The 23456-nt window shown below is 34.1% G+C and carries 25 protein-coding genes; 7 read left to right on the forward strand and 18 right to left on the reverse strand.

The genetic code is table 11. The features are described from left to right. The first annotated feature begins 73 nt into the window (after nucleotides 1-73). Both CD30_RS04870 and CD30_RS04875 read left to right on the forward strand, forming a co-directional pair. Nucleotides 74-1597: a leucyl aminopeptidase gene (locus tag CD30_RS04870; RefSeq protein WP_036173197.1), complete on the forward strand. Its 1524-nt coding sequence runs from the start codon at nucleotides 74-76 to the stop codon at nucleotides 1595-1597. An 83-nt stretch (nucleotides 1598-1680) separates the two neighbouring features. Further along, nucleotides 1681-1869 (forward strand): hypothetical protein, encoded by a 189-nt coding sequence (locus tag CD30_RS04875; RefSeq protein ID WP_036173200.1) that lies wholly within the window; start codon nucleotides 1681-1683, stop codon nucleotides 1867-1869. A 51-nt stretch (nucleotides 1870-1920) separates the two neighbouring features. Here the strand turns inward: CD30_RS04875 and mnhG are convergent, their stop codons facing one another. From mnhG to CD30_RS04910, 7 genes are read right to left on the reverse strand one after another with little or no spacing between them, the layout of a single operon-like run. Then, nucleotides 1921-2289, reverse strand: coding sequence for a monovalent cation/H(+) antiporter subunit G (gene mnhG, locus CD30_RS04880; RefSeq protein ID WP_036173203.1), 369 nt, complete (start codon nucleotides 2287-2289; stop codon nucleotides 1921-1923). After that, on the reverse strand, nucleotides 2273-2554 hold the full coding sequence (locus tag CD30_RS04885; protein WP_036173206.1) for a Na(+)/H(+) antiporter subunit F1: 282 nt from the start codon (nucleotides 2552-2554) through the stop codon (nucleotides 2273-2275). Before CD30_RS04885 ends, mnhG begins: the two co-directional genes overlap by 17 nt. Next, on the reverse strand, nucleotides 2551-3030 hold the full coding sequence (locus CD30_RS04890) for a Na+/H+ antiporter subunit E (RefSeq protein ID WP_036173209.1): 480 nt from the start codon (nucleotides 3028-3030) through the stop codon (nucleotides 2551-2553). The genes CD30_RS04885 and CD30_RS04890 overlap by 4 nt, the downstream gene beginning before the upstream one ends. A 1-nt stretch (nucleotide 3031) precedes the next feature. After that, the gene (locus CD30_RS04895) at nucleotides 3032-4522 is read right to left on the reverse strand and encodes a Na+/H+ antiporter subunit D (RefSeq protein ID WP_036173212.1); all 1491 of its coding nucleotides are present in this window, start codon (nucleotides 4520-4522) and stop codon (nucleotides 3032-3034) included. Beyond that, nucleotides 4515-4856: a Na(+)/H(+) antiporter subunit C gene (locus CD30_RS04900; protein WP_036173215.1), complete on the reverse strand. Its 342-nt coding sequence runs from the start codon at nucleotides 4854-4856 to the stop codon at nucleotides 4515-4517. Before CD30_RS04900 ends, CD30_RS04895 begins: the two co-directional genes overlap by 8 nt. Beyond that, entirely contained in the window at nucleotides 4856-5278 is a 423-nt protein-coding gene (locus tag CD30_RS04905; protein ID WP_036173217.1) for a Na(+)/H(+) antiporter subunit B, read from the reverse strand. The genes CD30_RS04900 and CD30_RS04905 overlap by 1 nt, the downstream gene beginning before the upstream one ends. Continuing rightward, nucleotides 5265-7682 (reverse strand): Na+/H+ antiporter subunit A, encoded by a 2418-nt coding sequence (locus CD30_RS04910; RefSeq protein WP_036173221.1) that lies wholly within the window; start codon nucleotides 7680-7682, stop codon nucleotides 5265-5267. Before CD30_RS04910 ends, CD30_RS04905 begins: the two co-directional genes overlap by 14 nt. A 227-nt stretch (nucleotides 7683-7909) precedes the next feature. Here CD30_RS04910 and CD30_RS04915 point away from each other — a divergent pair, with 227 nt between their 5' ends. Further along, nucleotides 7910-8473, forward strand: a complete 564-nt coding sequence (locus CD30_RS04915; protein WP_036173224.1) for a DUF5366 family protein — start codon at nucleotides 7910-7912, stop codon at nucleotides 8471-8473. A gap of 276 nt (nucleotides 8474-8749) precedes the next feature. Here the strand turns inward: CD30_RS04915 and CD30_RS04920 are convergent, their stop codons facing one another. Both CD30_RS04920 and CD30_RS04925 read right to left on the reverse strand, forming a co-directional pair. Next, on the reverse strand, nucleotides 8750-10600 hold the full coding sequence (locus CD30_RS04920) for a transglycosylase domain-containing protein (RefSeq protein WP_036173227.1): 1851 nt from the start codon (nucleotides 10598-10600) through the stop codon (nucleotides 8750-8752). Between the two features lie 57 nt (nucleotides 10601-10657). Beyond that, a complete protein-coding gene (locus CD30_RS04925; protein ID WP_036173230.1) occupies nucleotides 10658-11884 on the reverse strand; it encodes an MFS transporter in 1227 nt (408 codons plus the stop codon). A gap of 249 nt (nucleotides 11885-12133) precedes the next feature. Here CD30_RS04925 and CD30_RS04930 point away from each other — a divergent pair, with 249 nt between their 5' ends. Together CD30_RS04930 and CD30_RS04935 are read left to right on the forward strand one after the other, a co-directional pair. After that, nucleotides 12134-12721, forward strand: coding sequence for a peptidylprolyl isomerase (locus tag CD30_RS04930; RefSeq protein WP_036173234.1), 588 nt, complete (start codon nucleotides 12134-12136; stop codon nucleotides 12719-12721). Nucleotides 12722-12741: 20 nt separating this feature from the next. Next, complete coding sequence (locus CD30_RS04935; RefSeq protein ID WP_036173237.1) at nucleotides 12742-12963, forward strand: hypothetical protein; 222 nt, start codon at nucleotides 12742-12744, stop codon at nucleotides 12961-12963. Between the two features lie 41 nt (nucleotides 12964-13004). Here CD30_RS04935 and CD30_RS04940 read toward each other — a convergent pair whose 3' ends face one another. From CD30_RS04940 to CD30_RS04975, 8 genes are all read right to left on the reverse strand, one after another. Continuing rightward, nucleotides 13005-14195 (reverse strand): MFS transporter, encoded by a 1191-nt coding sequence (locus tag CD30_RS04940; RefSeq protein ID WP_036173240.1) that lies wholly within the window; start codon nucleotides 14193-14195, stop codon nucleotides 13005-13007. A gap of 16 nt (nucleotides 14196-14211) precedes the next feature. Next, a complete protein-coding gene (locus CD30_RS04945) occupies nucleotides 14212-15498 on the reverse strand; it encodes a TRAP transporter large permease (RefSeq protein ID WP_036173243.1) in 1287 nt (428 codons plus the stop codon). Continuing rightward, nucleotides 15479-15976 carry a TRAP transporter small permease gene (locus tag CD30_RS04950; protein ID WP_036173246.1) on the reverse strand — a complete coding sequence of 166 codons (498 nt, stop codon included), beginning with the start codon at nucleotides 15974-15976 and terminating at the stop codon, nucleotides 15479-15481. The genes CD30_RS04945 and CD30_RS04950 overlap by 20 nt, the downstream gene beginning before the upstream one ends. Nucleotides 15977-16050: 74 nt before the next feature. Continuing rightward, the gene (locus tag CD30_RS04955) at nucleotides 16051-17085 is read right to left on the reverse strand and encodes a DctP family TRAP transporter solute-binding subunit (RefSeq protein ID WP_036173249.1); all 1035 of its coding nucleotides are present in this window, start codon (nucleotides 17083-17085) and stop codon (nucleotides 16051-16053) included. A 68-nt stretch (nucleotides 17086-17153) separates the two neighbouring features. Further along, nucleotides 17154-18197, reverse strand: coding sequence for a DctP family TRAP transporter solute-binding subunit (locus CD30_RS04960; protein WP_036173252.1), 1044 nt, complete (start codon nucleotides 18195-18197; stop codon nucleotides 17154-17156). A 189-nt stretch (nucleotides 18198-18386) separates the two neighbouring features. Next, nucleotides 18387-19058 (reverse strand): response regulator, encoded by a 672-nt coding sequence (locus tag CD30_RS04965; RefSeq protein WP_036173254.1) that lies wholly within the window; start codon nucleotides 19056-19058, stop codon nucleotides 18387-18389. Beyond that, a complete protein-coding gene (locus CD30_RS04970) occupies nucleotides 19055-20536 on the reverse strand; it encodes an ATP-binding protein (RefSeq protein WP_084077652.1) in 1482 nt (493 codons plus the stop codon). Before CD30_RS04970 ends, CD30_RS04965 begins: the two co-directional genes overlap by 4 nt. 282 nt (nucleotides 20537-20818) lie before the next feature. Next, nucleotides 20819-22003 (reverse strand): MalY/PatB family protein, encoded by a 1185-nt coding sequence (locus CD30_RS04975; RefSeq protein WP_036173260.1) that lies wholly within the window; start codon nucleotides 22001-22003, stop codon nucleotides 20819-20821. Between the two features lie 87 nt (nucleotides 22004-22090). On the opposite strand from CD30_RS04975, the gene CD30_RS04980 reads away from it, so the two are divergent. Then, nucleotides 22091-22342, forward strand: coding sequence for a DUF1871 family protein (locus tag CD30_RS04980; protein WP_408056733.1), 252 nt, complete (start codon nucleotides 22091-22093; stop codon nucleotides 22340-22342). A 74-nt stretch (nucleotides 22343-22416) separates the two neighbouring features. Here the strand turns inward: CD30_RS04980 and CD30_RS04985 are convergent, their stop codons facing one another. Further along, nucleotides 22417-22638, reverse strand: coding sequence for a helix-turn-helix domain-containing protein (locus tag CD30_RS04985; protein WP_328286118.1), 222 nt, complete (start codon nucleotides 22636-22638; stop codon nucleotides 22417-22419). Between the two features lie 225 nt (nucleotides 22639-22863). Between CD30_RS04985 and yugI the strand changes: the two genes are divergently transcribed. Further along, nucleotides 22864-23238: a S1 domain-containing post-transcriptional regulator GSP13 gene (gene yugI, locus CD30_RS04990; RefSeq protein WP_036173267.1), complete on the forward strand. Its 375-nt coding sequence runs from the start codon at nucleotides 22864-22866 to the stop codon at nucleotides 23236-23238. Nucleotides 23239-23456 lie beyond the last annotated feature (218 nt).

Raw genomic sequence — 23456 nt, forward strand, 5'->3', positions numbered from 1 at the left:
TATTAAATTTGAAGTAATCTTCAAATAACATTTACAATTACTATATTATAAATATTAAAGGAGGCTGTTAAGGATGAAAATCATACATGAGTCAAAAAATTTCGAGCAGATTAATGCGGAATTATTAATTGTTGGAGTAAGGAAAAATTCAAATCAAATAAAGAATTGGGAATCATTTGTATCCTTTTTTGGAGATTCCATTGAAGAGTGGCTAAAATCAGGTGATATACAAACTAATCAAAAAAAATTAACAAAGATTCCACTGATAAGTAAAAATCAGCATGTTAAAAGAGTTTTGTTTGTTGGAATAGGCGATCAAAAGAACTTAACTGATCAAGTATTACGTGAAGTATTTGGGACAGTGGGGAAAGAATTAGATAAATTAAAAGCGAAAAACTTTGCAATTTGGCTTGAGTCTTTTACTGCTGCACCCATTGATGAAAAGGATATTGCCTTCTTAGCTGCTGAAGGAATTACGTTAGGATATTACTCAATCCCACATTACAAAACAACGATCAATGAACCTGATTCTTATCTTGAATCAGTCGAATTTGTAACAGAAGCTGATATTGAAGAAGTAGCTTCAAGCTTTAAGGTTGGTAAAGTATATGGAGATTCAGTAAATGAAGCACGAAGTTTAATCAATATGCCACCTAATCTTTTAACGGCACCAGATTTAGCTGATTACGCTATGAAATTGGCAAAGGATTATGATTTTGAATTAGAAATTTTAACTAAAGCAGATTTAGAAGAGTTGGGTATGGGTGGTATCCTAGCAGTTAATCAAGGATCTTCCATTGAACCACGTATGATAACACTTAAATATCAAGCAAAAGATACATGGGAGGATGTCATTGGTTTAGTAGGTAAGGGAGTTACTTATGACACTGGTGGATATTCAATCAAGTCAAAAACAGGTATGGTGGGCATGAAAGGTGATATGGGTGGTGCAGCAGCTGTATTAGGAGCTATGAGAATTGTAGGTGAGCTAAGGCCAGAACAAAATGTAGTGGCGGTTATAGGTGCCACTGATAATATGATATCAAGTAAAGCGATGAAGCCAGACGATGTCATAACAACATATAGTGGTAAGACAGTAGAAATATTAAATTCTGATGCGGAAGGTCGTCTAGTTTTAGCAGATGCTGTAACCTATGCGAAACAGCATGGTGCAAATTATTTAATTGATGTAGCTACATTAACCGGTGGTGTAATTACTGCACTAGGGTATGATAAAACGGGCGCTCTTTCTAATAACGAGGCATTATTTGATGCTTTTATAGAGACAAGTATCGAAACAGGAGAATTTGTTTGGGGTATGCCTCTGACAGAAAATGATAAAAAGCGTATTCGTAAATCAGACGTTGCGGATTTAAATAATTCTCCAGGTAGTGATGGACATATGATTTTTGCAGGAGGGTTCGTAGGTGAATTTGTTGAAAATACACCATGGATACATCTTGATATTGCGGGTACCTCAGAATCGAAAACAGGGCATGATCTAGGTCCAAAAGGTGGAACTGGTGTAATGGTTAGAACATTAGCAACATTTATTGAACGTTTTGCAGATTTAAAAGAGGAAAGACAGAGTTTTTAAATAGATTCTTTCTACCGTGGGCAACTGCATAACTACATTCTTCTTTTTGACATATGTTACTAGAGAAAAGGAGGAGTAGCAGTATGACGAATTTTTATGGAGGCGGAGGATATGGTTTTGGCTATCCTTTTTTAGGAGGATTATTAGGAGGTTTTCTAGGAAACGTTCTTTATCCAGATAATCGTTATCCGTATTATTATAGACCACCATATCCTTATAATCCTTACCCACCAAACTATTATCCATATAGAAGACGTAGAAGATATTATTAAAAAGAAAAAGCGCGAAAATATTCGCGCTTTTTTGCTTTCTAAAGGTGGAACTTATTTTATACCTTGTTCCTTTTTCATACGTTCGAATTCTTCCTTTAGGTCATCACGAACGGTTCCTTTCCAAGGTTTAACTCCTGCTAAATAGGAGGAGCGGCTCATAATATGAGCGCCTACCGGACCTGTTATGAATAGAAAAAGAATTCCTAAAAGAATGCCAGGGTTGAAATGTCCCTCATTGAGCCAAAAATGAAAGAAAACCCCTAATAATATACACATAACTCCTAATGTAGAACTTTTAGATGCTGCGTGAGCTCTTGTATATAAATCTGGTAAACGGAATAATCCAATGGCTGTAACAGCTATAAATATCAAACCGACTGATATAAAGAATATAACTAGAATATTAGCGAGAATCGTCACGAGTAATGATATCTCCTTTCTCTATGAATTTAGAGAAAGCAATTGTTCCGATAAAGGATAAAATCGCTAATAATAAGATAATCTCTAGGAAAAAACTTGTCTCAACCAAGATAGTAAATAGAGCCACCAAACATATCAATGTAATGCCTAAAGAATCTAATGCAATAACTCGATCAGAAGGAGTAGGCCCTTTTACAACACGATATAGAAGGGCAACCATTGATAATGCAATAATCACAATTGCAGTCCAGATAAAGTAAATCATGAGCGGCTCACCTCCAATATCGCTTTTTCAAAGGAATTTTTAATCGAATCAATCGTTTCATCAATATCATTACTATCAATAACATGGATAAACAATGATTTTGAATCATCGGAAACATGAACTACTACTGTCCCAGGCGTTAAAGTGATTAAACTTGATAATAGAGTAATCTCCCAATCGTTTTTTAATTGGGTATCATACTTGAAAAATGCTGGCTGCATTTGTAATTTTGGTTTAAGCACAAGTACTAACACTGAAATATTTGCCAAAATTAATTCTTTAATGAAGAGAATAATCAACTTAATAACTGCCCATACACGGGTGATATATAGACGTGATTTAAAGAATTTTCTCAAAACAATGATAGATATCAAACCAAGAATATAACCAATCACAAATCCAGATGGTGTATAGTTTGATGTTAAAAACATTAAAAGAAATGCTAAAAATACATTTAATAATATTTGAAAGGACATTTTATTCTCCTCCTTTCAACACTGCATCAGTGTAAATAGAAGGATCAGATAATACCTTTGCAGCATCTTCCATGTAAGGAAGGATAAATTCTGTTCCAACTCCATATGCAACCGATACGAGTACTAAAAGCATGGTAGGGAAAAATAAACGATTATATGTTGTTTTATTTATATCACTAGATAGTTGGCCTTGTTCGCCCCAAAACGCATATATAAAGATACGAATAACAGATAGTAACACAACTAAACTGGAGGCTAATATAAAAATACTAGTCCAAATATTCCCCGCCTCGAATCCACCTTGTATAATCAATAGCTTCCCAATGAAACCACTTAATGGCGGTACACCAGTTAAACCTAGTGCTGCAATGAAGAAAAACCATCCTAATGCGGGATAGTGCTTTATTAAACCACCCATTTTTCTCAAGTTGGATGTTCCTGTTAAATAAATCACAATACCAATTAACATAAACAATGCAGCTTTTATAATCATATCGTGGACTAAATATAACATAGCTCCTTCAAGTGCCACTTCGTTCATTTGTGCCACACCAAAAAGGATGACACCTACAGCAATTACAATGTTATAAATGATAATCTGCTTCACATCGAAGTGTGCAAGTGCACCAATTCCACCAGCGATGACTGTTATTACTGCAAGTATCAATAATAAATCATGTGTGAAGGCGATATCATGTGTAAAGAATAAAGTATATGTACGCATGATTGCGTATATCCCTACTTTAGTCAGTAAGGCACCGAACAATGCTAATACCGGAATCGGTGGAGCTGCATACGCACCTGGTAACCAAAAGTACAATGGGAAAATTGCTGCTTTCATACCGAATACCAATAAGAATAATACGGCAATAACCGTAATGATCCCTGGTTGATTGAATTCAGCTATTTTAACTGAAATATCAGCCATGTTTAATGTACCAATAACGGAATATAAATAGGCTACGGTAATAACAAACAAAGCAGATGAGATTACATTTACAAGAATATATTTAATCGATTCTCTAAGCTGAGCCTTTTCTCCACCTAGAACAATTAATAGATAAGAAGCCATTAACAGCACTTCAAAGAATACGAATAGGTTGAAAATATCGCCTGTTGTGAAGGCACCGTTGACTCCAGTAACGATAAACATTACACCAGAATAATAGAAAAATTGTTCACGTTTCTTATTGATTGATTCGAATCCATACCAAACAATAAAGAAAGTGAGTACTAATGTTGTTAAAACGAGTAGGACTGAAACCATGTCTGACACCATCGAGATTCCGAATGGTGCTGGCCAATCACCGAGTGTTAAGGTTTGTGGACCGTTTTTGTAGACATTTATTAAAAGTCCAAATGCACTTAAAATTGCTAGTAGTAAACCGAATAAAGTCGTAATTCTTTGATACTTTATACTTTTTTGATTAAACATCAAAATCATACCGAAGAAAAATGGGATGATAATAGGTAATAAAAGAAAGTTAATCAATTTCCTCACTTCCTTTCATTAATGTCATATCATCCGTTTTTAGTTCATGGTAAGAACGATAGGCTAAAACTAGGAAGAAAGCCGTAACACCAAAACTAATAACGATCGCTGTTAATATAAGCGCCTGTGGAAGTGGATCCACATATTCTGTTACACCATCAGCTAACACTGGAGGGTTCTCTCCACCAAATCCACCCATCGTAAGGATAAGTAAATGTGCTCCGTGACTTAATAAACCTGTACCAATAATAATTCGAAGTAGGCTTCTCGACAAGATTAAATAAATTGCTGACATAAACAAGAAGCCACATACAAATGCCATAACTATCTCCATTATTCATCCTCCCCAATCGTTTGAATAATGGTCATCGTAACGCCAACAACAACCAAATAAACACCAAAGTCGAATAAAGCTGCTGTGTGAAGTGAAGTTTTTCCAAACAACGGCAAATAGAAATAATCGAAGAAATGTGTAAAGAACGGCTCATTTACAAACATTGCAATCGAAGCTGTCCCTAATGCAATAAGTAACCCTATTGCTACCATATAAATGTAGTTAATAGGTAGCAATGATCTGACAGTTTTTAAATCAAATGCAACTAATAACAATACAATTGCACTTGCTGTCACTAATCCTCCAACAAATCCACCGCCTGGTGTGTAATGTCCAGCAAAGAAAATGTGAACAGCAAAGAAGAAGATAATGAAAAAGACAATTTTAGTAGTAAATTGTAGTATGACGTTATTTACTTTCATGATTCTTCTCCTTTCTGCTCATCCGTAGTTTAATCATTCCGTAGATTGCAATTCCAGCGATAGCAAGAACGGCAATTTCAAATAATGTATCGAACCCACGATAGTCTACTAAAATTACGTTTACGATATTTCCTCCACCTGCGAGTGAATAAACGGTTTCTTTATAATATTCAGCAATCGAAGTAACTAACTTTTGTGAGTGTGCTGATAACGCCACAAGTGTAACCATAACCCCAACACCTACTGAGATAAACACTCTTCCAAATTTGAAACGTGTTCGCTCCTCCACCTTTTGGAATTTCGGTAAATGATAAAAGGCAAGTAAAAATAAAGCAACGGATATTGTTTCAATGACAAGCTGTGTTAATGCTAAATCAGGTGCATTAAAGATAACAAAGAATAGTGATACAGTATATCCTACAGCACCTAGTGCAATAATTGATGTTATACGGGATCTTGCATAAACTGTTGTAATTGTACCAATAACTAATACGAAAATTAGAATGATTTGGTACAAATGAATAGGTGAAGCTCCTTCAAATGAAACAACGAATGCATTTTTAATAAATAATGTTGCAATCACAATAATCGGTATTGCAGTAAACATGTATCCTAGATAATTTCGAATGGAACCTGTCATATATAGACCAGAGAAACGAGTCATCCATGATCCTAATAGTTCGTTTACTGTAAAGTCGTACAAGCGATTTAATGTGAATTGTTCAGGAAGTGTATTATAGTATTTTTGCCATTTTGATAGAGTTACAAATAATAACAGTCCGACTACAATAATTCCTAATGTCATCCAAAGCTCAGGAGAAAATCCATGCCATGCAGAGACATGAATATGCACATCTTCAGGACTTGAATATAAAAACGGTTGAATAGCCATTACTGCTGGCTTTACAAAAGTATCAGTCACTAAATTCGGAATAAAGAATATTGTGACAACTAAGCTTGCTAAAATTACTGGAGAAATTAACATGCCAATTGGAGCTTCATGTGGCTTCGTAGGTAACTCATTTTCTTGAAGCTTCCCAGTAAATGTTTTAAATACAAAATAGAAACTATAGACAAATGTAAACACACTAGCAACCCAAGCGATGATAGGGAAGAGTGGTGCCCATGTTGAAAAGTTAAATAAATCGAATTCTGTAACAGAGAGCATAGCTGTTAAAAACATTTCTTTACTTAAGAAACCATTAAACGGGGGTAACCCAGCCATTGAGAAGCTTCCTATCAATGCAACGGTAAAGCTTACAGGCATAATACTCATTAAACCACCGAGTTTTCGAATATCCCGAGTACCTGTTTCGTGGTCAACAATCCCAGCAATCATGAACAGACTACCTTTGAAAGTAGCATGATTAATCAGATGGAAAATTGCTGCAAATGAAGCATATTTAAATACAGTATCAGCAGCATCGTTTACATGGTAAGCAATTGCACCAACCCCAAGTAAAGACATTATTAGTCCGAGCTGACTCACTGTTGAGAAAGCTAATATACCTTTTAAATCCGTTTGTTTTACTGCAAAGAATGATCCCCAGAATAATGTCAATAAACCGATTCCTGCTACTAGCCAGATCCAAACCTCTGATAAAGCAAACACAGGTGTAAATCTTGCTACTAAGTAAATTCCTGCTTTAACCATTGTTGCGGAGTGTAAATAAGCACTAACTGGAGTAGGTGCTTCCATCGCATCAGGTAGCCAAATATAGAATGGGAACTGAGCTGACTTTGTAAACGCACCAAGTAAGATTAAAACAAGTGCAATTACAAATGTGTCATTTGTTGCAAAAAGTGGAGCCTGTTCAATAATACTTCGAATCGAGAATGTTCCACCCATTAATGAAAGTAAAACAAATCCTCCGAGCATCATCATCCCACCTGCAACGGTGATCATCATTGATTTCAATGCACCAAAGCGAGACTTATCACGGTTATACCAATAACCGATTAAAAGGAATGATGAAATGGATGTTAACTCCCAGAATAAATAAAGCGTTATCATATTATCTGATTGAACAACACCAAGCATTGCCGACATGAAGATTAATAAATAAATATAGAAATTATGGAGCTGCTCTTTCTTCCGATTTAAATAAAAAATTGAATAGAGAACAACTAATGCACCAATTCCTGAAATGAGTAATGAAAATAATAAACTTAATCCATCAATATAAGATACAAAAGAAATACCTAATGACGGAATCCAATCAAACTGAACTACTGCTGTTTCGCCCTTGGAAATCGAAGGTACAAAAGTTGCATAGTAGATGGCTAGGAATAATGGAACGAATAAAACAAACCAACCAGTATGTATATTTCGAATCTTCTTAAATAAAAAAGGCATAAAAATAGCAGCAATTAATGGAATAAAAAGACATACTACTTGTAGCAAAATAATCCCCCTTTCTAAAATTAAAACAAGGCTCTGTGTTATTGATGTTAGTTTTATCAAACACAGCAATAAGTATTTTCAGAGCTTAGAACATAAATTTCTCGAATAGTTAATATTATACTGCAATTTAAGATATATTGCATGATTCTACGCATAAATGACTTGATATAGTTCATAAAAATTATGCTATATTAGATTAAGAGAAATTGAATAATAGAGGAATTTTTATGAAAAACCCATACTTATATGGCTATTTGCCGTTATTTACAATTGTTTTATTTAGTATGTCTTTTGGAATATACATGGTCGATCAATCGCTCCAATTATTTATTTCAATCGGTGTATATTCAGGCATGCAAGAATTTTTATCAGAACTTGAGATTCGAGTGTTTTTATTAATACTTTTTTCCCTTTGTTTTTGTATGCTATTTTCAGCATTAAAGTTAATTGGTGAAACAATTCACGAAGTAGGAATGTTGTTCTTTTCTAGGGATAATAATGGCCACACTATAAGTGTTGCACGTGGCGGTTATGTTATTTTCTTCTTCGGTTCATTGTTATCATTCATAGGTATTCAGTCATTCATTTTATTAATGATTGTTTTTGCAGTTACGATTTTTGCTTATTTTATTTATACGATATATAAGATGAGTCAATACATGTCAACTCTTGGAATGATAGGGTTAATCACCTTTGAGATTATGTTTTGGGCAGTGTTTGTAACATTTATACTTTATATTTCCTTAAAACTTTATAATGGCATTTTAGCAAGTTTACCTTTTGCAAACTAAGAGGCTGGGACATAAAGAGAAAAGTACAATCCATTTAAAAATATGGATTGTACTTTTTTGATATAGCACCGTTCGTTTCCGATGCAGACTTCGCGCATCCAGGGCGAGCGGTGCTCCTTTCGCTTTGCTCTGCGGGGTCTCACCACTGCTCTTACATCCCGCAGGAGTCTTCGCCTGCCTCTCCAACGAACGACTTTCAAATTGAACAATAAGCAAATATTTACTATTCTTTCTTGAGTATACTTGTTCGAAATTTACTTTTGTCCCAGCCTCTTCTTAATTCATAATTACATTAAAAATTTTAAAATGAATTTGATCATCTTCTAAATAGTGCATTGATTTTGGTTTATCGAATCCTAACCAAATTGCAGTTGTATATTCGTCTGTCAATCCAGCTAACCAAAAATCTTTATAATCATTTGTTGTACCAGTTTTTGCTCCAATATAAGTTGAATTCGCATGTAATCCTACACCAGTCCCGCTTCTAACTACTTCGCTTAATAAGGTGCGCATATATTGGACAGTATGGGGTGACCAAATAACCTCTTTTTCGGCTGGCCATTTATATAATAGGTTTCCTTCTAAATCTGTAACTTCTCGTATACTATGAACTTGTTGATAGGATCCATCTATGAAACTCGTATAGGCATCTGCCATTTCAAGAGGAGTTACTCCATAAGTTAAGCCCCCTAATGCAGCGGCATAAGAATAATCCTGTTCAACAATTGAATTGAAATGGAACTTGTTTAAATATTCAAATCCTGTATTAACACCAATAGTATTTAATAATCGAACAGCAGATGTATTGTAGCTATGTTTAAATGCTGTAGCAATACTTACATTCCCATAAATTGCACCACCATAATTTTGAGGGCAGAAATTACTTATACAATAAGCGCCACCACTAACAGTTGAATTTGGTGAATAGTTTGTCGTTTCGAAAAGTGGGGCATAGACTATTAATGGTTTAAAGGATGAACCTGGTTGTCTTGTCCCTTGAAAGGCTCGATTAAAGTCGAACTTTTTATAATTTTTTCCAGCGTATAGACTAACAATTTCTCTAGACTTATTGTCTACAACGACAGAGCTGGCCTGTAAGTTTTCCATCCATAGTATATTATTAATTTTCTGTTCATCCTCAAACTGTTTTTCGGCATCTAATGCAGTATAAATATGGATACCTGAATATAAGACGTTTTCAAAAAGCTCATCTATTTCCTTTTGAATGGAGATACGTTCTTCCTCTGTTTTTGCATCTTTTAATTGAATATCTAAGCCTTCATCATTAGCGATAAGCCATTTTAATTCCTCTAGTACATAAGTGCTGTATGCGGGATATTCTTGGAGCTTTGTTTTAATTTTTAATGTAATTTTTTCGTCTTTATATTGTTTTGCTTCTTCGTATGTAATAATGTCATTTTCAGCTAACATGTCAATAAGTCTTTCTTGACGAGTTTTTGTATTGTTAAAATGAGCAATGGGATCATATATCGATGGATTGTTAGGGATAGCAGCGATAAAAGCCATTTGTGCAACAGATAACTGTTCTAATGGTTTTTGAAAATAGTAAGTAGCTGCAGATGCTATTCCATACACTTTGTTGCCAAAGTACATCTCATTTAAGTACATTTCGAATATCGTTTCTTTGTCATAAAGCTGTTCTAATTTATAAGCATAAAACACTTCCATCAATTTACGTTCATAGGTTTTATCCTGTGATAAATATCGAAGGCGGACAAGCTGTTGTGTAATAGTACTTCCGCCTTGTTCAATTGATTCGCTAGTTGAATTGGCCGCCAATGCACGTGCGATGGCACTCACATCAAAACCGATATGTTCATAAAACTCAGTATCTTCACTTAAAATATATATCTGCTTAATAACTTCTGGAATTTCCTCAAATTGAACCGGTGTTCGCCATTCAATGTATTCTTCAGTAAAAACGATGCCATCCCGGTTGTACATTTTTAAAGGCTGTTGAAATTTTATATCTGGGAGCTCTATTTCTTCTTTTAAATGTTTGTCATAAGATAATGCAATTGAATATTCATTCCAAATGTTGTTTCCTAGTAAAAAAAGAATAGCCATGCTACAAATAATGATTACATATCCAAATGTTTGTTTCATTTATGTTATCCTCCAAGTAAAGAAATCACTTAAGATTTCTTTTACTTCGTGTGAAATCTACAGTTTTTCTTGATGACTTTTTAAAATGTCTTCCATATATTGCTTCGGTAATTTTCGAATAATGAAAACAATAATCGCAGCTATAAAGAACAAAATACCAGTTGAATAAAATACCATGGAAATAGTGGCTAAACCACTGATAAATCCTCCAAAGAGCGGCCCTATTATATTACCTAAGAAACGGAAGCTTTGATTATAGCCCATAATTTCACCTTGTATTTCAAGGGGTGCTTCGCGACGAATAAGAGCTGTTGTAATGGGAATAAGCCCTCCCGAAAATATACCAAATAAAAATCTTAGAACGATTAATTGCCATAGAGAAGTAACGAGCGCCTGCGGGATAATCATAATGAAGCTAACAAAAAGTAGCACCATCAATACTTTCTCGTAGCCTAAATGATCTGCTAAACGTCCAAAGATCCGAGAAAATAATAGGCTACCAACCCCAGCTGCACTGAACGTTATTCCTGCAAGAAGCGCAATTTGCTGTGAGCTAGTTAAATGAGATACATAGAGTGAAAGTAGTGGCTGAATGCTGAAATTTCCAACTTGAATTAAAGAAGTAACAAGCATTATATTCAAGATTAATCGGTGATGAAAAATTGTCCAAAGTATATTTTTTCGTGAAAACAATAAATTATTTTTCTTTTGAACAACCTTTGGCTCATGGACTGAAATGCTAATCAAGATAGCAGCAATCGAAATAGTGATTGAAGTTAATAGGAACGTGTAATTAAAGCCCACCTGGTCTGCCAAAATCCCACCGATAATTGGACCAAATAAAGTGCCCCCAACACTACCCATTTGAAGAGTTCCGAGTGTCTTTCCTGCGACATTCTTAGGCGTATGTTTACTAATAAAAGCCATCGAAGTGGGTATAAATCCTGTTACAATCCCCATTAATAACCGTAAAATAAAAAACTGTTCAACATTTTGGACATGCCCCATTAGAAAAATGCTTGTTGCAATACCAAAACCATTAATAATCATGATAGGCTTATAGCCATATTTATCAGCGACTCTACCCCAAATTGGGGACATAATAAAAGCTGTTACAAAAGTAGCACCAAATATCAAACCTGCCCATGTCTGAACATAACTTTCGGTGAAGTCACCAAAAGTATAGATATATAATGACAAAAAGGGCATAATCATTGTCATAGAACCTGAAACAATAAAGTTTGAAATGAGGATAATGACAAAATTATGTTTTTGAGTTGACATAGATGTTCACTTTCTTTCTAATACTTATAAGATTTATAAACAATAAATGCACGAAATGTTTAATTATCATTACCATTTTACTTATATTTCATAAAAATTATAAACAATCATTAGTATATCCTAAGTCATTGCTTGAAGAAAGGATACAAGGGGATAATAGCGGAAAAATAATTGTGAATATGTTAAACTGGTACGAGGCAATATGAAAACAATAATGATATTGATGTTATATAAAAGGAGAGACACAAAATGTATCCACAATTAACAAAAGAAGTAAACCAAGGTGAAGTAGTAGTAGAAATGAATACAACATTAGGTTCTATAAAAATAAAGCTATTTCCTGAACAAGCACCAAAAACAGTTGAGAATTTTTTAGGACATGCTAAATCTGGTTACTATAACGGAATTATTTTCCATCGTGTGATTACTGACTTTATGATTCAAGGTGGGGACCCAACTGGTACAGGTATGGGTGGAGAATCAATTTGGGGACAATCTTTTGAAGACGAGTTCAGTCAAGATTTATTTAACCTGCGCGGCGCATTGTCAATGGCAAACGCTGGACCAAATACTAATGGATCACAATTTTTCATCGTTCAAATGGAAAATGTTCCAAGCAATATGATTCAACAAATGGAACAAGCAGGGTACCCGAAAGAAATTATTGAAGAATATGCTCGAGTAGGTGGTACTCCGTGGTTAGATTATAAACATACAGTATTCGGTCATGTACTTGAAGGTATGGACGTTGTTGACAAAATTGCGAACGTTGAGAAAGATATGCGCGATAAACCATTAGAAGATGTTAAAATAGAGTCGATTACAATACTCGACTAAAAATAAAGGAAGCGAATAAAATGAAGCTTATCGCATTATATACTGGATTTCTATACTTTCCAGAGGATAAAAGTTTATACATTCCTGCAGTCATTGAAATGATCTTGCTACTTCTTTTGTGTATTGCAGTATTCATGTGGTTTAGAAAGATTTCCAATAAACAAGCGATGAAGGCAAAGGAAATCGAAGAGCGCATTTTAGGCGACAGAAAACAAAATACAGAAGATCATATGAAGGAATAAATAAAAGTGCTCATTGTAAGTTTTTACAATGAGCACTTTTTTTATTTTGTTGCTACTTTTTTCGTCATAAGAAGCATGAACAATAAATAAATAATTGGTAAAACAGTAGTGATAGTAACAATCCCATTCCAATTCCAAAGCTCCCAAATCGGACCAATTAACGTACTACCTGAAGCAACACCTATATAATAAGAAACTAAATATAAGCTTGATGCACTTCCTTTTAAATGTGTAGCCTTTTGACTAACCGATGCAGCAGTTAATGAATGAGCTGTAAAGAAACCAAAGCACAATATACACATTCCAATGAGTACGAGGGTAAGAGAAGGAGTGATTGTTAACAAAACACCAAAAATAAGAAATAAAATCGCAACCGTCCGTACGTTTTCCAATGTGAATCGGTTAGATAGCCAACTTGCAATTGGTGCACCAAGAATACCAAATCCATAAACAAAATAAATTAAAGAGATCGTATCTAAGGGCAGCCCAAATGGTGGAGATGTTAAATGGAAGGGAAGATATGTCCAAATCCCCGTATAAGTAATTTGTAAAACAATCCCAAGTCCGAACATAAGTAGTAAAACTGGATTCGTTAGATGATAACTAAACCCTTTTAAATCTTCTTTAAAGCTCCGATTACCCGGAATAAAATTATTTGATTTTGGTAATGCGAAGAATACAAAAAGAAACACTAAAACACCTAATATCATTAAAACATAAAATGCGTATTGCCAATTGATTTCTGAAAAATAGCCAGATATGACTCTACCAATCATACCACCTAGTGGATTACTAGAAATATATATAGCTGTAGCCATATTACTTGACTTCGGATCAATCTCTTCTCCAATATATGCTAAAGCCGCAGCAGGAACCCCTGCAAGGGTAAATCCTTGTATAAATCTTAAAATCGTAATAACTAGGAATGAATCTGTAAAAGGAATAAATATAATCGGTATGATTGAAAGCAAAATGGACAGTTTTATAAATAAAACACGTCCATTTCGATCGGATAAAAATCCTAATATGATTAATCCAATAATTAAAGATAGTGTTGTTAATGACATAGTTGTACTAGCGGATGAAACGGAAATACTGAATTCATCCGTTAGTACAGGGAGGAGAGGCTGAAACGAGTAAAATACAGCGAATGTAAACATTGATGCAAGAGACAGGCTCAGCACAATCACCCAAAATTGTCTATCTTTTATAGAATACCCCTTTGTGAACATTTCTTATCCCACCTTCTTATGGTCCAACTACCCCTGGATTAGTTATTGACGGTAACCATAATGACAGTTGTGGGAATAGTATAACAATAACTAAATAAGCAATCATTAATACAATAAACGGTATTACCCCTTTTACCGCTACTGATAGTTTTTCTTTCGCAATACCACTTACAACGAATAAATTCAATCCAACTGGTGGTGTAATCATACCTAATTCTAAGTTGATTACCATGATAATCGCAAAGTGATAAAGGTTAATGCCAAAGTGATCTAGTATAGGTAATAGAATTGGTAATGTAATTAAAATAATTGAAACCGCTTCTAAGAACATACCTAGAACGAAGAATAATAAGTTTACGATTAACATAAAGATCCAAACATTCATTTCACTCTCAGCAATCCAAGCACCTACAGCTTGAGGGATTTGATTGTTTGTTAAGTATAATCCGAATAATGACGCAGCACCGATAATTAAGAATATCATTGCAGTAACGTTGATAGACTCAACAATTACAGGACGGAAATCTTTAATTTTAAACTCACGGTAAACAAATATTGAAACGATTAATCCGTATACGACAGCAATAACAGCTGATTCAGTTGGAGTAACCGCACCTGAATAAATAGAACCTAAAATTAGTATTGGTAAGAAAGCACCCCAAATTGCTTTTAATGAAGCTCGACCGCGTTCACCCCATGTTGCTTTTGCAGATCCTTTAAATCCATTTTTCTTCGCATAAAATACTGCAGCAATGATTAGAACAGCTAGTAATCCAATACCAGGAAGTAAGCCTGCCATGAATAATGCGCCGATTGATTCTTCCGATGTAATACCGTAAATAATTAACGGAACACTCGGAGGAATTAAAATTCCTAAAGTACCACCGGCAGCAACTAAACCTAGTGCATATTTTTTATCATAGCCACCTGCAACTAAAGCAGGGATCATAATAGAACCAATGGCAGCTGCAGTAGCAGGAGATGAGCCTGAAATTGCGGCGAAAATACCACTAGCTAAAATTGTAACAACAGCAAGTCCACCAGGAAGGTGTCCAACCCAAGATTTTAATGCTTCAATTAAATATTTAGAGATACCACCACGTGCCATGATAACCCCAGCAAGTACGAATCCAGGAATCGCCATCATAGGGAATGAATCAAGTGCAGTGAATATTCTTTGTGGCATCATGTTCATGTTGAAATTGGATTGCATTAAAACAAAAATAGTAGATAATGCTAAACTGATTGCAACTGGAACACGTAAGAATAATAATACAAAAAAACTAATTAAGAGGGTTAGCATATTCTTCACCCTTTCTACGCAGAATGTTCACTAATCTTTCGATAAAGCGAAGTAAGAATAGTACACCTGAAAGCGGTAAAATTAGATAAACAATCCACATAGGAATACCAACATCCAGTGAAACCATTCCAGAAGAATATCTATTTTCTACTAGTACCAGTCCGTAGTATGTATAAATTAGACAGAAAAGAATACTTAAACCAGTAGCAACTATATTTAAAATAAACTTCCAAGTGTTATTTAATTTATCGTATAAAATATCTACTTGAATATGTTGATTATGTTTAAGTGCTAGACCAAAGCCAAGAAATACGCCCCAAATGATTGAGTAACGTGCAATTTCTTCTATCCAAGCTTGTGGGTCATTCATAATATAACGCATCACTACGCCATAAAAAATTAATAATACACCAAATGAAAAGAACACACCGGCTAATATTTCTTCTAGGAATGTCCATGCTTTCATTAATAGTTTCATAATTTCACTCCTTTAAGGGTTATTAAAAAAAGAAGAAGGGAGTGCCAACAAGTGGCACTCAAGTTCATTCATTATTATTTCAGTCCATTAATACCATCGATTAATTCTTGAGTAATAACTTCAGAGAATTCATCATAAACAGGTTGCATTGCTTCTTTTAATACATCACGCTCTTCTTGAGACATTTCATAAACTTCAACTGTACCTAATGCTTTGATTTTCTCTAATGATTTAGCATTTTCTTCTGCAGCTAACTCTTGAGCATAAGTAGTAGCTTCATTAAGAGCTTCATCAACTAAAGTTCTTAAATCTTCAGGAATTGATTCCCAGAAAGACTTGTTAACAAAGATTGCATAGTCAAGGCGACCATGTTCAGATACAGTATAGTATTTTTGAACTTCGTAGAATTTCATCGTATCGAAGTTGTTATGTGGATTTTCTGTACCATCAACTGTACCTTGTTGTAATGCTGCATAAGTTTCACCGAATGAAATTGTTGCTGAACCAGCGTTTAAAGCTTGGAATTGTGCCTCAAGCACTTTACCAGCTTGTGCACGGAATTTTTGACCAGCGAAATCTTCAGGTTTTACTAATTGGTTCTTATTAGAAGAGAAGTTTTTAAAGCCATTTGGCCAGAAAGCTTTACCCATAATATCGTTTGCAGCTAAAGCATCTGCATTAAATAAGCTTTGTGCTACTTCAGAATCGAAGAAAGCTTCAACATGCTCTTCATTTTCAAATAGGAAAGGCATGTCTACATATTGCCAACGTGGGTCAAGTTTAACCATTTTTGTTACAGATGGAGCGATCATATGTACGTTCCCTGACATTAAAGCGTCAAGTTCGTCAGCGTCTCCGTATAATTGTGAAGAAGGATATACTTCTACTTTTACTTTTCCTTCAGTTTTTTCATCAACTAATTGCGCGAAATAATCAGCTGCTTTACCTTTTACACTATCGATTGCAGTAACGTGTGAAAATTTAATAATTAATGGATTTTCAGCAGTATACTCTTCGCTAGAAGTAGCTTCGTTACTACCGCCCCCTCCACAAGCCGCCAATACTAGCGCAAATGCACTAATAATCGTAAGTAATAACCATTTTTTCATTTGTCTTGTCCCCCTTAAAGAAATTGAAATATATTGTTAAAAGAGAGGATATCTCTTTGTAACCAGTTTTAGGAATCTGATTGGAATTTAGGGAGTGCATTAATAAATTCTTCACTGTATTTACTTTTGTAGTAGTCATATACAGGCTGAAATTGTTCTTCCCATTCCTTAACATCTTCATCACTTAAGTAGTGAATTTCAATACAATTACAATTTTCAATATCTGTTAATGTTTGATTGTTAAGTTGCTCTGTTAGATTCCATTCCCACTGTTGAACCTCTTTGAAAGTTTCAGTTATGAGTTGTTGAACATCTGCATCTAAACTATTCCAAAAATCTAAGTTAAATAGAACAAAATAACCTAAATATCCATGATTACTAATAGTTAAATAATCTTGTAAAGAATATAAGTTCTTACTCGTGATGTTCGTTAATGTGTTTTCTTGCCCGTCAACTGAACCAATCTGAAGCTCATGATAAACAGCGTTGAATTCGTATTTCCTTGGGTGAGCACCGATTAAAGAAAATTGCTGTACTAAAATATCACTCGGCATAATTCGCATCCTAAGATTTGTTAAGTCATTTAATTCATCAATAGGATGGAAGCGATTACTTAACTGCTTAAAACCGCTATCCCATAAACCAATTGCATATAGATTGTGTTCCTTTAGTTTCTCCTTTAATCTCCTACCAGCCGCACTTTCAGCATATTCGTGTACTTCCTCTAAAGAGTGAAAGGCATAGGGGAGGTCAAACACTGATATTTCAGGAACAAAATCTGTTAGTTTTGATATTGCGGGTGCAATTAATTGAATATCCCCACGAGAAAGCGCATTCATTTCCTCGCCATCTTTATAAAGAGTTCCGTTTGAAAATACTTGAACTTCGATATAACCTTTACTACGCTCTTTTAAAAGATCGGCAAACTTTCTGGCAGCCATTCCTTTTGGTGTATCTTCACCAACAACGTGAGAAAAGTGAATGACGAGACGTTCTTCTTGGCTTAACTGCTCATAATCATATGGATAATCCTTTGATTGCGATGAAGCAAGAATGATAAATGGAATTATCATTATTATACAAAATGTGAAAATTCCAAATACTCGCTTCATACTAATCCGCTCCTCACAATTTACTAGAAATGCGATTAAATCTATCATAATAAAAAAAACAAAATGAACAATATTATGACCTTAATGAACATTTTGTTCTTTGTGGTATATAACAATAAAAATGATTCTGTACTGTTATAAAACAAAAATAAAAAGCTTATAAACCTTGATTTATAAGCTTTTTTGACACTATTTAAATGAGTAATATTTTGTTGGACGTCCAACTGTACCATATTTTAAATCAATATGAACTTTTCCTTTATTCGCTAAAAAGTCTAAATATTTTCGAACAGTTACTCGAGCCATTCCGACATTTTGCGCTAATTGCTCAGAAGTAATGGGTCCGTTCGTTTCAATTAATCCATCAACGATTTGCTTCATCGTTATATCATTTAATCCTTTTGGTAATGAAAGAAGTGATTCTTGGGTATGCCCAAACCAATCATCTAAATCCTCTTGCTTTACATTTGAGGATGTATTTATTTTTTTTACTGTCGTATAGAAATTTTGTAATGCCTTTTGGAATCTTTCAAAACGAAAAGGTTTGATTAAATAATCAAATGCCCCCATACGTAATACATCTTGAACAGTTTTTGTATCACGTGCTGCTGTAATCATGATGATATCACAAGGGATACAATCATTTCTTAATTTTTGTAACAAATCTATTCCTGGTTTATCAGGTAAATACATATCTAAAAGAACGAGATTTGGTTTTTTCTTCGAAATTTGTTTATATGCATCCTCGCAAGTTTGTGCTTCCCCAATTAATGTAAAACCAGTCATTTTATCTAAAAAATTTTTGTTTACTTCTAATACCATTGGATCGTCTTCTACGATAAATACTGAAATATTTGTCATTCCATCACCCCAGCTTTTACTATAATCGTCGTACCGATATTTACTTCAGACGTTATATGAATTGTCCCTTTGTTGGATTCAATAATTTGTTTTACTAATGCTAAACCAATTCCATGGCCATCCCTATTTTTAGTTGAAAAACCATAATCAAATATTTTTTCTGGATTTCCTTCAATACCGATACCACTATCTTGGACTTCAATATATAGGAAATGTTTATCTCCTTGAATTAAAATATTAACGTCTCGTACATCTTTTGAAAGACAAGCTTCCATTGCATTATCTACAAGGTTCCCGATGATTGTAACTAAATCTCCACTTGAAAAACCTGTCATAAAATCTAATAAAAATGAATCTTCATCTAAAGTTAAATGGACTCCAAGTTCCTTTGCCCTTGAATGCTTGCCAAGCAGAAGACCTTGGATAGAATAATCAAGAATTTTGTCACGTAACTTTTGAATAACATCTTCCTCATCTGTAATCTCATCAATAATTAGACTTAGTGCATCCTCGTTTCGTTTAAGTTGTATAAGACCGGCTATACTATGCAAACGATTTAAGAATTCATGATGCTGTGCTCTTAATGTATCTACGAGCGCTTTTATACCAGTTAATTCTTCAGCCATTGTGTGGGCTTCTTTTCTATCAGTAATCATAATTAAATGACCTGCATTTTTATCCTGTATCCGAATTGGATAAGTACGTACTAGGTACATTTGATCGAATAATAGAAGAGGTCTATAGCTTTCGAGTCTCTCGATTTTTTCTTCAGCTAACCATGTATTAGGAAATACCTCTTGAAGTGTCCCTTTTTTTCTAAAGTAATGAGTGTATTGTCTTGCTAGCTGATTAATAAAGGTTATGTTTCCGTCAGCATCAGTCGCCAAAATACCAACATCCATTGCTTGCATAATGGCTGAACGCTCTTGTACAATCCGAGCTATTTGATAAGGCTCTAAGTTTAAAGTTTGCTTCTTTATATGATTTGCAATAAACACTGCACCAATTAAACCAACTAATAATCCCCAAAATAAAGATATAAGAATATCTGATTGATATTGACCAAGTAAATTATACCATTTTGGTGAAATGATACCGACGTTTATAACACCGACCTGCTTTGTAGCATTACTATTCATTATCGGTACAAAGGCGCGAATGGAGTAACCTTGAACTCCAATTGCCTTTGAAATGTATTCGTGTTGTGAGAGAGCTTCACTATTTTCCGCTTCTTCAAATATAGTTCCAATTTTACTTTCGGACGGATGAGAGTAGCGAACACCATCCATATCAAAAATAACGATATAATCTACATCTGTTGCTAATCGAATTCTTTCGGCTATAGGTTGTATGACTTCAAATCCTTCATTGGTTCCTACAGTATCCTGAACATCTGTCATTTGTGCGACTGTTCTTGCGATAGCAATTGCACGTGCACCGAATTCTTTTTCAAATGCTCCTGAAATATTGTGTATCATCATTGCACCACTCGTTACAATCGAAAAAAAGACAATAACGAATGAGAATAAAAACATTTTAAACTTTAAAGATCGTTTAGCCATATTGTGATGTTGTAGCAATGACTACAAATACTACACCTCATTTATTTAAGATTCGAATAAGTAATCAACCTGAGATAAAAATTTTAATAATCATAATTATAAATAAATAACGATATGATTAAAAGGAAATATTCAAAATGTGATTTTAAGAAAATAAAAAGAGCGTGGCGATTTAATATCCACGCTCTTTCTATTATATTAAGATAGTGATAACTTGAATCTTTCAACGCCATCTTTTACTATTTCAAAGGGACACGCTACATTTATCCGTAAAAAGCCTCTACCTGCTTCTTCATATTTTGATCCTGGTTCAAGAGCAAGTTTACCTTTTTCAAGTAATCGATGCATCATTTCCGATTCAGATAAACCAGTTTTCCGATAATCAATCCATAGTAGGTAAGTAGCATTCGGTTTTGTAACGGTAATTCCATCTAATTTATTTAACTCTTCAATAACATAATCCATATTTTTAGAAACATATTGTGTTAAAGCTTCTAACCACTCATCACCCTTATCGTATGCTGCTTGTACTGCAGCCGCTGCTAAAAGATTGAGTTCTCCAAGACCATGTGCTTGTAGATTTTGTATTAATTTATTTCGCAAGTCGCTATTTGGCGCTACCATCATTGCTGCGTGAATTCCAGCGATATTAAATGTTTTTGTCGGTGCAATACATGTAACAATCTTCGCTTTATCAGCGTCTTTTACCGTTAAAGAAGGGATATGCTTATAACCATCAAACACGATATCAGCATGGATTTCATCTGAAATAAGAAGAACATCGTATTTAATACAAAGTTGAACGATTGTTTCGACATCTTCTTTCGACCAAACTACGCCGCCTGGATTATGTGGATTACAAAGTACATAGATTTTGACATCATTTTTAAAGGTTTCTTCTAAAGCAACAAAATCATATTCATAGCCATTATCTTTTGCTATTAAATCACATGTGACCACTTCGCGTTTTTGTGCCCTTGGTATACTAAAGAACGCAGGGTAAACGGGTGTTGAAATGCAAATTTTATCCCCAGGATTAGAGAATGTTTCTATGATTGTCGCCATCGCAGGTACTACCCCTTGATGGAATAATATAGATTTCGCATCAATGTCCCAATCATGTTTTCTTTTAAACCAATTTTGTATAGATTGTTTACAAGAGTCGCTAACATATGAGTATCCGAAAATAGGGTGATTTAAACGTTCTTTAATAGCCTCAGTAATGACTTGAGGAATGGCGAAATCCATATCTGCAACCCACATGGGTAAAATATCATCCACGTCAGTGAGATTATATTGTGCTTTATATCGTTCTTTAAATAAATCCCATTTTAAAGAGTTTGTGTTTTTTCGATTGTACAGTTCGTCGAAGTTAATAGACATAGTATTCACTCATTTCATATTTTTTAAATCTATGATAACATACGAATTAATAAAGAGAATAATAAGGTGAATCTAGTGGATAATATTATGATGATGAATCAAAAAGCAATCCAGCTTTTACAACAATGGGATCCGTTTAATATTGGTGAAGATAAATATGATACTGAAACTGCAGATGTTGTGGCTGCATTACAGGGGATTGATGATCCTAGTAATCTAGCCAAGGTCATTCAGTCTGTTTATGAGCATTCGTTTGAGCAATGGATCCCTTTTGAACAATGTGTTTCCATTTCCTATAAATTAATCGCTATTAAATTTGAAGCGAAATGTATTTTATAAAGTTAAAAGAAAATATTAAAAGATAAAGGTGAATTAACATGCTTTTTTGTTCTGTTAATTCACCCTTTTTAATTTCAATTTTCTTTTAGACCATCCGCTAAATTTGAAGCAGGAACTTCTAATACATTTGAAAGCTTTAAAATCGTTTGCATTGAAGGAACTAGTTCACCGTTTTCATACATTGATAATTTTTCAATACCAATTTGAGTTTTTTTCGATAACTCTTCGAGAGACCAATTTCGTTCTTTTCTTAGGATTTGTAATTGTTCATGGAATAGCTGTTTCAAAAAAATCACACCCTTTCGTTAATAATTGGTAATATTCATTATAGAAAATTTTATTCAATAATAGTTAGAATATTTTGTCTAAAAGATGAAAAATTGCAACTAAATTTTATATAAGCAACGAAACCAGGAAAAGTAAGAATATTTTTTAAAGTATGAGGATTCTTTGTTAACGAACCTTTTAGTATGCTATAATTTAACATGACATTTACGTAAGTTAGAAAGTAGGAAATTTGTATGACCAAAAAATACGAAGTAGGTGAAGTAGTAACGGGAAAGGTAACAGGTATTCAACCATATGGAGCTTTTGTTGCTTTAGATGAAAATACCCAAGGTTTAGTCCACATTTCAGAAATCACGTACGGTTTTGTAAAAGAAATTGAAGAGTACTTAAAAATTGGTGACGTCATTCAAGTGAAGATTTTAGAAATTGATGAAACTTCCGAAAAAATAAGTTTATCAACCCGTGCACTACAAGAAGCACCTCCGCAAAAAAAGAAGGATTCTCAACCGAGAAAAACTTTACAAGATCGTGTAAACGAAAATGACGAAAATGGCTTTAAATCCTTGAAAGATAAGTTGCAAGATTGGATTGAGCAGTCGGGCCAATAAAAAAGACAGGTTTCCTTTAAATAGGAAACTTGTTTTTTATTATTTTTCATATTTAAATGTGCTGTGTTGCTATTCTTTCCGAAAGTGAAAAAGTTATTTAATGTTGATGAACTGGTATCAACTAGGATGGAAATTAATTCGTTCACATTGTCGATTTTCCTATTTATTAATCGTAATCTGTCTAGGTATAGAATCTTGATATGAAGCGAAATAATAAT

It is taken from the genome of Ureibacillus massiliensis 4400831 = CIP 108448 = CCUG 49529, from assembly GCF_000772965.1.
Classification (GTDB): domain Bacteria; phylum Bacillota; class Bacilli; order Bacillales_A; family Planococcaceae; genus Ureibacillus; species Ureibacillus massiliensis.

Bases quoted from the DNA above. Each gene is read 5' to 3' on its own strand.
- CD30_RS04870 (WP_036173197.1), top strand. From the start codon at position 74: ATGAAAATCATACATGAGTCAAAAAATTTCGAGCAGATTAATGCGGAA.
- CD30_RS04875 (WP_036173200.1), top strand. From the start codon at position 1,681: ATGACGAATTTTTATGGAGGCGGAGGATATGGTTTTGGCTATCCTTTT.
- CD30_RS04885 (WP_036173206.1), bottom strand. From the start codon at position 2,554: ATGATTTACTTTATCTGGACTGCAATTGTGATTATTGCATTATCAATG.
- CD30_RS04890 (WP_036173209.1), bottom strand. From the start codon at position 3,030: ATGTCCTTTCAAATATTATTAAATGTATTTTTAGCATTTCTTTTAATG.
- CD30_RS04900 (WP_036173215.1), bottom strand. From the start codon at position 4,856: ATGGAGATAGTTATGGCATTTGTATGTGGCTTCTTGTTTATGTCAGCA.
- CD30_RS04905 (WP_036173217.1), bottom strand. From the start codon at position 5,278: ATGAAAGTAAATAACGTCATACTACAATTTACTACTAAAATTGTCTTT.
- CD30_RS04915 (WP_036173224.1), top strand. From the start codon at position 7,910: ATGAAAAACCCATACTTATATGGCTATTTGCCGTTATTTACAATTGTT.
- CD30_RS04920 (WP_036173227.1), bottom strand. From the start codon at position 10,600: ATGAAACAAACATTTGGATATGTAATCATTATTTGTAGCATGGCTATT.
- CD30_RS04925 (WP_036173230.1), bottom strand. From the start codon at position 11,884: ATGTCAACTCAAAAACATAATTTTGTCATTATCCTCATTTCAAACTTT.
- CD30_RS04930 (WP_036173234.1), top strand. From the start codon at position 12,134: ATGTATCCACAATTAACAAAAGAAGTAAACCAAGGTGAAGTAGTAGTA.
- CD30_RS04935 (WP_036173237.1), top strand. From the start codon at position 12,742: ATGAAGCTTATCGCATTATATACTGGATTTCTATACTTTCCAGAGGAT.
- CD30_RS04940 (WP_036173240.1), bottom strand. From the start codon at position 14,195: ATGTTCACAAAGGGGTATTCTATAAAAGATAGACAATTTTGGGTGATT.
- CD30_RS04945 (WP_036173243.1), bottom strand. From the start codon at position 15,498: ATGCTAACCCTCTTAATTAGTTTTTTTGTATTATTATTCTTACGTGTT.
- CD30_RS04950 (WP_036173246.1), bottom strand. From the start codon at position 15,976: ATGAAACTATTAATGAAAGCATGGACATTCCTAGAAGAAATATTAGCC.
- CD30_RS04955 (WP_036173249.1), bottom strand. From the start codon at position 17,085: ATGAAAAAATGGTTATTACTTACGATTATTAGTGCATTTGCGCTAGTA.
- CD30_RS04960 (WP_036173252.1), bottom strand. From the start codon at position 18,197: ATGAAGCGAGTATTTGGAATTTTCACATTTTGTATAATAATGATAATT.
- CD30_RS04965 (WP_036173254.1), bottom strand. From the start codon at position 19,058: ATGACAAATATTTCAGTATTTATCGTAGAAGACGATCCAATGGTATTA.
- CD30_RS04970 (WP_084077652.1), bottom strand. From the start codon at position 20,536: ATGATACACAATATTTCAGGAGCATTTGAAAAAGAATTCGGTGCACGT.
- CD30_RS04975 (WP_036173260.1), bottom strand. From the start codon at position 22,003: ATGTCTATTAACTTCGACGAACTGTACAATCGAAAAAACACAAACTCT.
- CD30_RS04980 (WP_408056733.1), top strand. From the start codon at position 22,091: ATGATGATGAATCAAAAAGCAATCCAGCTTTTACAACAATGGGATCCG.
- yugI (WP_036173267.1), top strand. From the start codon at position 22,864: ATGACCAAAAAATACGAAGTAGGTGAAGTAGTAACGGGAAAGGTAACA.